At 35.6% G+C, this 8,853-nt stretch carries 11 protein-coding genes; 8 read left to right on the top strand and 3 right to left on the bottom strand.

All coding sequences use genetic code 11. The features are described from left to right. The 3 genes from HMPREF9171_RS106460 to HMPREF9171_RS106470 all read right to left on the bottom strand — a co-directional run. On the bottom strand, positions 1-811 hold an 811-nt coding region (locus tag HMPREF9171_RS106460; RefSeq protein WP_000617810.1), incomplete at its 3' end, for a TIGR03943 family putative permease subunit. After that, positions 811-1,713: a permease gene (locus HMPREF9171_RS106465; RefSeq protein WP_000350891.1), complete on the bottom strand. Its 903-nt coding sequence runs from the start codon at positions 1,711-1,713 to the stop codon at positions 811-813. The genes HMPREF9171_RS106465 and HMPREF9171_RS106460, both read right to left, overlap by 1 nt. Positions 1,714-1,718: 5 nt before the next feature. After that, entirely contained in the window at positions 1,719-1,847 is a 129-nt protein-coding gene (locus tag HMPREF9171_RS106470) for an SPJ_0845 family protein (RefSeq protein ID WP_001018625.1), read from the bottom strand. A 131-nt stretch (positions 1,848-1,978) separates the two neighbouring features. On the opposite strand from HMPREF9171_RS106470, the gene HMPREF9171_RS106475 reads away from it, so the two are divergent. The 8 genes from HMPREF9171_RS106475 to HMPREF9171_RS106510 all read left to right on the top strand — a co-directional run bounded on the left by HMPREF9171_RS106475 (position 1,979) and on the right by HMPREF9171_RS106510 (position 8,825). Continuing rightward, positions 1,979-3,022 (top strand): LLM class flavin-dependent oxidoreductase, encoded by a 1,044-nt coding sequence (locus tag HMPREF9171_RS106475; RefSeq protein ID WP_000571060.1) that lies wholly within the window; start codon positions 1,979-1,981, stop codon positions 3,020-3,022. A 105-nt stretch (positions 3,023-3,127) separates the two neighbouring features. Continuing rightward, positions 3,128-5,290 carry a Tex family protein gene (locus HMPREF9171_RS106480; RefSeq protein WP_000429379.1) on the top strand — a complete coding sequence of 721 codons (2,163 nt, stop codon included), beginning with the start codon at positions 3,128-3,130 and terminating at the stop codon, positions 5,288-5,290. Further along, positions 5,253-5,723, top strand: coding sequence for a SprT family protein (locus tag HMPREF9171_RS106485; protein ID WP_000366648.1), 471 nt, complete (start codon positions 5,253-5,255; stop codon positions 5,721-5,723). Before HMPREF9171_RS106480 ends, HMPREF9171_RS106485 begins: the two co-directional genes overlap by 38 nt. Positions 5,724-5,791: 68 nt before the next feature. After that, entirely contained in the window at positions 5,792-6,055 is a 264-nt protein-coding gene (locus HMPREF9171_RS106490; RefSeq protein WP_000842478.1) for a PspC domain-containing protein, read from the top strand. 227 nt (positions 6,056-6,282) lie between these two features. Beyond that, entirely contained in the window at positions 6,283-7,218 is a 936-nt protein-coding gene (gene hprK, locus HMPREF9171_RS106495) for an HPr(Ser) kinase/phosphatase (protein WP_000301753.1), read from the top strand. Then, positions 7,211-7,984, top strand: coding sequence for a prolipoprotein diacylglyceryl transferase (gene lgt / locus HMPREF9171_RS106500; protein ID WP_000609728.1), 774 nt, complete (start codon positions 7,211-7,213; stop codon positions 7,982-7,984). Before hprK ends, lgt begins: the two co-directional genes overlap by 8 nt. A 14-nt stretch (positions 7,985-7,998) precedes the next feature. Beyond that, a complete protein-coding gene (locus HMPREF9171_RS106505) occupies positions 7,999-8,397 on the top strand; it encodes a DUF948 domain-containing protein (RefSeq protein ID WP_000569599.1) in 399 nt (132 codons plus the stop codon). Then, complete coding sequence (locus tag HMPREF9171_RS106510; RefSeq protein ID WP_000039973.1) at positions 8,394-8,825, top strand: YtxH domain-containing protein; 432 nt, start codon at positions 8,394-8,396, stop codon at positions 8,823-8,825. Before HMPREF9171_RS106505 ends, HMPREF9171_RS106510 begins: the two co-directional genes overlap by 4 nt. Positions 8,826-8,853: the final 28 nt, after the last annotated feature.

Genomic DNA, 8,853 nt, shown 5'->3' with positions numbered 1-8,853 from the left:
AAAAGACACGATAAACATAAGGATTGTTAGGTTTAGAAACTTGACGAGACTCTTCAATGTGTAAGACTGGTAAGTTTTGTTGTAACAATTGATTATACTCAGATTTAATTGTACCTCTAACAGTTACCCAAGTATTGTCCGGATAACTTTTTTGATTTCCAGTTGTTAGTAGACCATAAACTCCTGAATCGGCAATACAATGAATGATTCCAAAGCGGAAAATAAATTGATATCCTTCGTGTTTGGGTTCGTTATAAACAAACCCAGTATATTGTATTTGGCGATCCATGAATTGCTCGGGATAGAGATAAATTAGTTCCATAACTTCCATGTAGTTTTCAGTTGTGATGGTTAATGTACCAGAGCCTTTATATTTTTTAAGCTCTTTTTGCATTTCTTTTTCATAGGCTAAAGAAGTAAAATAAGTGCTGGTATCTGGTTTCAAATATTGAACGCGTGTCCCATCTTGACTTACAGTACCAGTAGAGCCGGCTGCTAGAGGGAAATTATATCCTTTGGCAGAGACTGTGGTTGAGTCTAAACTAACTGTAGGTACTAACAAACCTACTAAAACGGGAAATACTAAAATCATTGGGCTTGTTGATTTAGCTATTTTACCATGTAGGTGACTATGCATTTTCATATTTTTAACCCAAATAATTAGCTGTACAATTGCTAAAATAAAAGATAGGACCATTGAAATATAGGCCAAATAGGTATAATGAGTATTAATATACTGATTTAGTTTACCTGATAATTTTAAATACATGCTTAATTCAAAATAACCAGCAAGAATAAGAAATCGAATCATTATATTACCCCCACAAATAGACAATAGATGATAATAATAAGAGAAGATACACTAATGAATTGGACAATAAACCTTGTTTTAAAAGAATTTACCATCATCATTAAATTTTTAATATCAATCATGGGTCCAATTAAAAGGAAAGCCATCACTGGCGCGATTCCAAAGGTTGATAATAAAGAAGCACCTATAAAGGCGTCAGCTTCACTACACAATGACAAGATGAAAGCAAGCAACATCATAACTAAGATAGCTGTGATAGGGCTGTGTCCGATAGTAGTAAGAACTCGAGTTGGTAAATAAATTTGCATAGCTGAAGCAATTAAAGTACCAAATACTAGATAGCGTCCTGTGTCAAAAAATTCATCGATGGCATGAGCTAAGGCTAGAAAGATTTTTTGATACCATTTCTTATCAGAATAATCATGAAAATGAGTAGGTTTAGCGTCTTCTTTTAGAATATTATCATCTACTAAAAAGGCAAGCATGACTCCTAAAGCAATGGCTACAATGGTAGCACCTACAAAGCGTAATATCAGGAAGCGTATAGAATTTCCAAATGCTGAGTAGGTCGCAAATAAAACAATAGGATTAATAATAGGAGCAGTAGCAAGAAACGGAACTGCCGTGTATGAAGGCACTTTCTTTTCAAGGAATCGATTAATAATAGGAATGATACCACATTCGCAAGAAGGAAAGACAAAGCCAACGAAGGTTCCAAATAAGACTCTGAGAAATTTATTTTTCGGTAAGAACTTATTGACTATATCAGGTGTTATAAACACTTCAATAATTCCTGATAAAATAGTTCCAAGCAAAACAAAAGGAAGTGCCTCAATAATAATGGAAATGAAAATGGCAAACCATTGAAGGACACTATCCGGTAATTGATTAAAGATATCCATAGAACTTAATCTTTCTGAGAATCATCTTTCTGTTCAGGTTTTGAATCAGAATAAACTTTTTTAGGTTTTGGTACTTTAGCAAAACTAGCGAACATACTTTCTAAGTCATCTTGACGTTTGTGCGTAATAGCCATTAATGGCACCTCTTTCTTTATATAATAACCTATTATACTATATTAGCTTATTTTTAACATAAAAAACAAATCGATTGGAAATAATACTATATAGTGATAAAATGTTATTAGTAGATTGATGAGGTAAGATTATGATTGAATTAGGTATTACAACATTCGGAGAGACAACAATCCTTGAAGAAACAAACCAAAGCTATTCACATCCTGAGAGGATTCGCCAATTAGTTGCTGAGATTGAACTAGCTGATCAAGTTGGTTTAGATGTGTATGGTATTGGAGAGCACCATCGTGAAGATTTTGCGGTCTCTGCACCCGAAATTGTCCTAGCAGCAGGAGCGGTTAGAACTAATAATATCCGTTTATCTAGTGCAGTAACGATTCTCTCTTCCAATGATCCTATTCGCGTCTACCAGCAATTTTCAACGATTGACGCACTTTCAAATGGTAGAGCAGAAATTATGGCAGGGCGTGGTTCCTTTATTGAGTCTTTTCCATTGTTTGGATACGATTTAGCGGATTATGATGATTTATTTAATGAAAAAATGAATATGTTGTTAGCAATTAACTCAGCGACAAATCTCGATTGGAAAGGTCATTTGACACAAACAGTTAATGAGCGACCAATTTATCCAAGAGCATTACAAAGACAGTTACCAATATGGGTGGCAACAGGAGGAAATGTTGATTCTACAATTCGTATTGCAGAACAAGGTTTGCCAATTGTTTATGCAACTATTGGTGGGAATCCCAAAGCCTTTCGTCAATTGGTCCATATTTATAAAGAAGTTGGTAGTCGTAATGGACACAAACCAGAACAACTAAAAGTTGCTGCTCACTCTTGGGGATGGATTGAAGAGGATAATCAAACCGCTATTGACCGTTATTTTTTCCCTACGAAACAGACCGTTGATAATATTGCTAAGGGACGCCCTCATTGGTCTGAAATGACCAAAGAGCAGTATTTACGTTCAGTAGGTCCAGAAGGTGCTATTTTTGTAGGAAGTCCTGAAGTGGTTGCACATAAAATTATAGGACTTGTTGAAGCGCTTGAGTTAGACCGTTTTATGTTACACCTACCAGTTGGCTCTATGCCTCACAAAGACGTCCTAAATGCTATCAAACTTTATGGTAAGGAAGTAGCACCAATTGTTCGAAAATATTTTGAAAAGAACTAAAGCAGACCTGGTCTGTTTTTTTTATTGTTAGATTATAAAAACGCTATCTTGAAATCGCTTTTTAAAACTCTTCGTAAGTCAAAAATATGCTATAATAAAAGCGTTATGGAAAATTTAAATATTACACAAATTGCTATTGATTTAGGTATTAAAGCGTCACAAATCGAAAAGGTTTTAGAATTAACAGATGAAGGAAATACTATTCCTTTTATTGCCCGTTATCGTAAAGAAATGACAGGTAATTTGGATGAAGTTCAAATCAAATCAATTATTGACCTTGATAAGAGTATGACAGCTCTTTCAGATCGTAAAACTACGGTCTTAGCCAAAATTGAAGAACAAGGAAAGTTGACTCAAGAACTCAAAAAGGCTATTGAAGAAGCAACTAAACTAGCAGATGTTGAGGAACTCTACCTACCTTATAAAGAAAAACGTCGTACGAAAGCTACGATTGCACGTGAAGCAGGTCTTTTTCCTTTAGCACGTCTTATTTTACAAAATAAGGATAACCTTGAGGAAGAAGCTCAAAACTACCTTACAGATGGTTTTGAGACAATTACGAAGGCACTTTCTGGAGCGGTAGATATCCTTATCGAAGCTTTTTCTGAGGATAATAAATTACGTTCATGGACATATAATGAGATCTGGAACTACAGCTCAATCACTGCAGTTGTTAAAGATGAGTCACTTGATGAAAAACAGGTCTTCAAAATCTACTATGACTTTTCTGAAAAAATAAGTAAACTCCATGGCTATCAAGTTTTAGCATTGAATCGTGGTGAGAAAATGGGTGTTCTTAAGGTTAATTTTGAGCATAACCTTGAAAAAATGTTTCGCTTTTTTGCTGTTCGATTTAAAGAAACTAGCCAATATATAGATGACCTTATTGTACAGACTGTCAAGAAAAAAATCGTTCCAGCTATGGAACGCCGTATCCGTACAGAACTAAGTGAAGGAGCAGAAGATGGTGCAATTTCACTGTTTTCAGAGAATCTTCGTAACTTATTGTTAGTCTCACCGCTTAAGGGGAAAATGGTGTTAGGTTTTGACCCTGCCTTTCGTACAGGAGCAAAATTAGCAGTAGTAGACCAAACTGGAAAATTAATGACAACACAAGTGATTTATCCAGTTCCTCCAGCTAATCAAGCAAAAATCGAACAATCAAAAATAGAGTTAGCAAAACTTATCAAAGAATTCAATATAGAAATTATTGCTATAGGGAATGGAACAGCGAGTCGTGAATCAGAAGCATTTGTTGCAGAAGTTTTACAAGATTTTCCAGACGTATCCTATGTGATTGTTAACGAAAGTGGTGCCTCTGTTTATTCAGCCTCAGAATTGGCACGTCATGAATTTCCAGACTTAACAGTTGAAAAACGTTCGGCCATCTCAATTGCAAGACGTCTGCAAGACCCATTAGCAGAACTAGTCAAAATTGACCCAAAATCTATTGGTGTGGGTCAATATCAACATGATGTTAGTCAAAAAAAATTAGCAGAAAATCTTGATTTTGTTGTTGAAACTGTAGTTAACCAAGTAGGTGTTAATGTTAATACAGCAAGTCCAGCCTTGTTAGCTCACGTTTCAGGTTTAAATAAAACAATATCTGAAAATATTGTTAAATATCGTGAAGAGAATGGGCAAATTAAGTCACGTGCTGAAATTAAGAAAGTACCCAGATTAGGAGCAAAAGCTTTTGAGCAAGCTGCTGGATTCTTACGTATTCCTAATGCTAAAAATTTCTTGGATAATACAGGTGTTCACCCTGAGTCTTATGAAGCTGTTAAAAAGTTGCTTGACCAACTGACTATCAAAGAATTAGATGATCTTGCAAAAGAGAAGTTACAACACCTTGACTTAATTGCAACAGCAGAAAGTATTGGGGTAGGTCAAGAAACATTAAAAGACATTATAGAAGATCTTTTGAAACCAGGTCGTGATTTGCGTGATGATTTTGAAGCGCCTGTTTTGAGACATGATGTTTTAGATGTCAGTGATTTAAAAGTTGGACAGGAATTGCAAGGAACTGTTCGAAACGTCGTTGATTTTGGTGCTTTTGTTGATATTGGTGTTCATGAAGATGGTCTAATCCACCAGTCTCGCCTTATTAAGCGAAAACGCGATAAAAAAACTAGAAAAATGCCTCCTTTACCACATCCAAGCAAATATCTCTCTGTTGGTGATATTGTAACTGTTTGGGTTGTAGAGGTAGATGCGGAGCGTAGCAGAATTGGACTTAGTCTTATCAAGCCAGACGGACTTGACTAATTATGTTAAGAAGGTGTCTATAGAAGATTTTGGATGTCAATTTTTACATACTGCACATTGGAATAATCGCTTGAGAACAACTGGAGGACGCTTCTTTCCAAACGATAGACACCTTGACTTTAATCCCAAAATTTATCGTGAGTTTGGTATTGATATTTTTCGTAAGATTGTAAGACATGAGCTTTGCCATTATCATCTCTATATACAAGGTAAAGGATATCGACATAGGGATAAAGCTTTTAAAGAGTTACTAGAAAAAGTCGATGGCTTACGATATACCCCTAGAGTTACGGCTGTTAAAGTGAATTATCATCATTACTCTTGCCAATCTTGTGGTCAAGTATACCGACGTAGGAGACGTGTTAATTTACGCAAGTTTGCTTGTGGTTATTGTCATGGTCGCTTGATAGAGAGTTTTAAAAATCAGTCGTAAGGCCTATTTAATTTTACTGTCAAAGTAGTTATAATTAGAATATAGAGTAGATAGAAAGAAGGATAGGTATGAAATCAAGCTTCTACAAACAACGAAAAGGTAAGTTGGTCTGCGGTGTTGTCGCCGGTCTAGCTGATAAGTATAACTGGGATTTAGCTCTTTCACGGGTGTTGATTGCACTGATTTTGTATTTTACCAAATTTGGTCTTTTGCTATATATTTTATTAGCTGTTTTCTTACCCTATAAAGAAGATATTATTGAAACAAGAAGACAAGGTCCCAGAAGACGTAAAGATGCTGAACCTGTTGATGATGACGGTTGGTTCTGGTAATTCATATAAAGGAGATTTGCTAGACGAATCTCCTTTTTTCTTAGCTTTATTTAGACCACTTTTTCAAAATATCTTCTTTTTTTCAGAAAAACGCGTTAGCGCTTACTTTTAGTAAAAAGTATGATATAATGTGGGTGTAAATTAATGAAAGTGTTTAGTACCTTTGCTCAACTTTAAATTGTAGGGTATAGCAATAGGGATATTCACTTTTATAAGAAGGAGTAAGTATGGCAGTTACTGTTCAAATGTTAGTTGACCGCTTAAAGTTAAATGTCATCTATGGTGATGAACATCTATTATCTAAGCGGATTACAACAGCTGACATTTCACGTCCTGGTCTAGAAATGACAGGGTATTTTGATTATTATGCACCAGAGCGTTTGCAACTTGTTGGTATGAAAGAGTGGTCATATTTAATGGCTATGACAGGACATAATCGTTATCAAGTGTTACGTGAGATGTTCCAAAAAGAAACACCAGCTATCGTTGTAGCACGTGATTTAGAAATTCCAGAAGAGATGTATGAGGCGGCTAAAGATACCGGTATTGCTATTCTTCAAAGTAAGGCCCCTACAAGTCGTTTATCAGGTGAAGTTTCTTGGTATTTAGATTCTTGCTTAGCTGAGAGGACAAGTGTTCATGGTGTCTTGATGGATATCTATGGTATGGGTGTTCTGATTCAAGGAGATTCCGGTATTGGTAAGAGTGAGACAGGACTAGAGCTAGTTAAGCGAGGACATCGTTTGGTAGCAGATGACCGTGTTGATGTTTATGCTAAAGACGAAGAGACGCTTTGGGGAGAGCCTGCTGAGATATTACGTCATTTACTTGAAATTAGAGGTGTGGGAATCATTGATATTATGAGCCTATATGGAGCTAGTGCGGTTAAAGATTCATCGCAAGTGCAATTAGCTATATACCTTGAAAACTTTGAAACTGGAAAAGTTTTTGATAGACTCGGAAATGGCAATGAAGAGATCGAATTATCTGGAGTTAAGGTTCCTCGGATACGTATTCCTGTTAAAACAGGCCGAAACGTGTCAGTAGTTATTGAAGCAGCGGCTATGAATCACAGAGCTAAACAAATGGGGTTTGATGCTACCCAGACTTTTGAGGATCGTTTAACACATTTGATTAGTCAGAACGAGGTCAATGATGATTAATCCAGTAGCAATACAATTAGGCCCCTTTTCTATTCGCTGGTATGCTATTTGCATAGTGTCTGGTATGTTGTTAGCAGTTTACTTAGCAATGAAAGAGGCCCCTCGTAAGAACATTAAGTCGGATGATATTCTAGATTTCATTCTCATGGCTTTTCCACTATCCATTGTTGGAGCTCGTATTTATTATGTTATCTTCGAATGGGCTTATTACTCTAAGCACCCAGTAGAGATTATCGCCATTTGGAACGGTGGTATTGCTATTTACGGAGGGTTAATTACCGGAGCCATTCTCCTTGTGATTTTTTCATATCGTCGCTTGATTAATCCCATTGATTTTCTGGATATTGCTGCTCCAGGAGTGATGATTGCCCAAGCCATAGGTAGATGGGGGAATTTTATTAATCAAGAAGCATACGGTAGGGCAGTAAAAAATCTGAATTACTTACCAAACTTTATAAAAAATCAAATGTATATTGATGGAGCTTACCGAGTACCTACATTTTTATATGAGTCTCTTTGGAACCTTCTAGGTTTTGTCATCATCATGTCTATTCGTCATCGACCGCGCACTTTAAAACAAGGTGAAGTGGCATGTTTTTATTTAGTTTGGTATGGATGTGGACGGTTCATTATTGAAGGGATGAGGACAGATAGCCTTTATTTGGCGGGTTTGCGCGTGTCACAATGGTTATCAGTTATTTTAGTTATTATCGGAATTGTCATGATTATTTATCGTCGTCGTGAACAACATATTTCATATTATTAAACAGAGGAGGTATTATGATAGAAATTGCTGTATTAATTATTGCCATTGCGTTTGTTGTTTTAGTTTTAGGAATACTTTTCGTTCTGAAAAAAGTATCAGAAACGATTGAGGAAACCAAGCAAACTATTAAAGTATTAACAAGCGATGTTAACGTGACTCTTTACCAAACTAATGAAATTTTAGCCAAAGCTAATGTTTTAGTTGATGATGTTAATGGTAAAGTATCTACTATTGATCCTCTTTTTGTAGCTATTGCTGACTTATCAGAATCTGTATCTGATTTAAACCTACAGGCAAGACATATTGGACAAAAAGCAAGTAGTGCAACTTCAAGTGTTACTAAGGCAGGGTCAGCTTTAGCTATTGGAAAAGCGGCTTCAAAAATTTTTCGTAAAAAAGGAGACAAAAAATGAGTAAATTATTTAAAACTTTAGTTATCAGTGCTGCATCAGGTGCAGCAGCAGCTTATTTTTTAACAACAAAAAAAGGAAAAGAGCTAAGGAAAAATGCAGAAAAATTCTATGGAGAATATAAAGAAAATCCAGAAGAATATCATCAAATAGCTAAAGATAAAGCAAGTGAATATTCAAATTTAGCTGTTGATACTTTTAAAGATTATAAAGGTAAATTTGAATCAGGTGAATTGACAACGAAGGATATCGTCTCAGCCGTTAAGGAAAAAAGCGGAGAAGTAGTTGACTTTGCTAATGATTTTGTCAATCAAGCTAAATCAAAATTCTCAGACGAGGATACTGCTAAAAAAGAAGATAAGGCTCCTGAAACAAAAGTAGAAGATATTGTCATTGATTATAAAGAAAACACAGAAGATAAAGAAAAATAAAAAAGAAGCTACTATAGTAGCTTCTTTC

Origin of the sequence: Streptococcus agalactiae ATCC 13813, from assembly GCF_000186445.1 — a bacterium.
Classification (GTDB): Bacteria; Bacillota; Bacilli; order Lactobacillales; family Streptococcaceae; genus Streptococcus; species Streptococcus agalactiae.
Note: the sequence above shows the minus strand (reverse complement) of the source record. Positions and strands in the feature narration are given on the sequence as shown.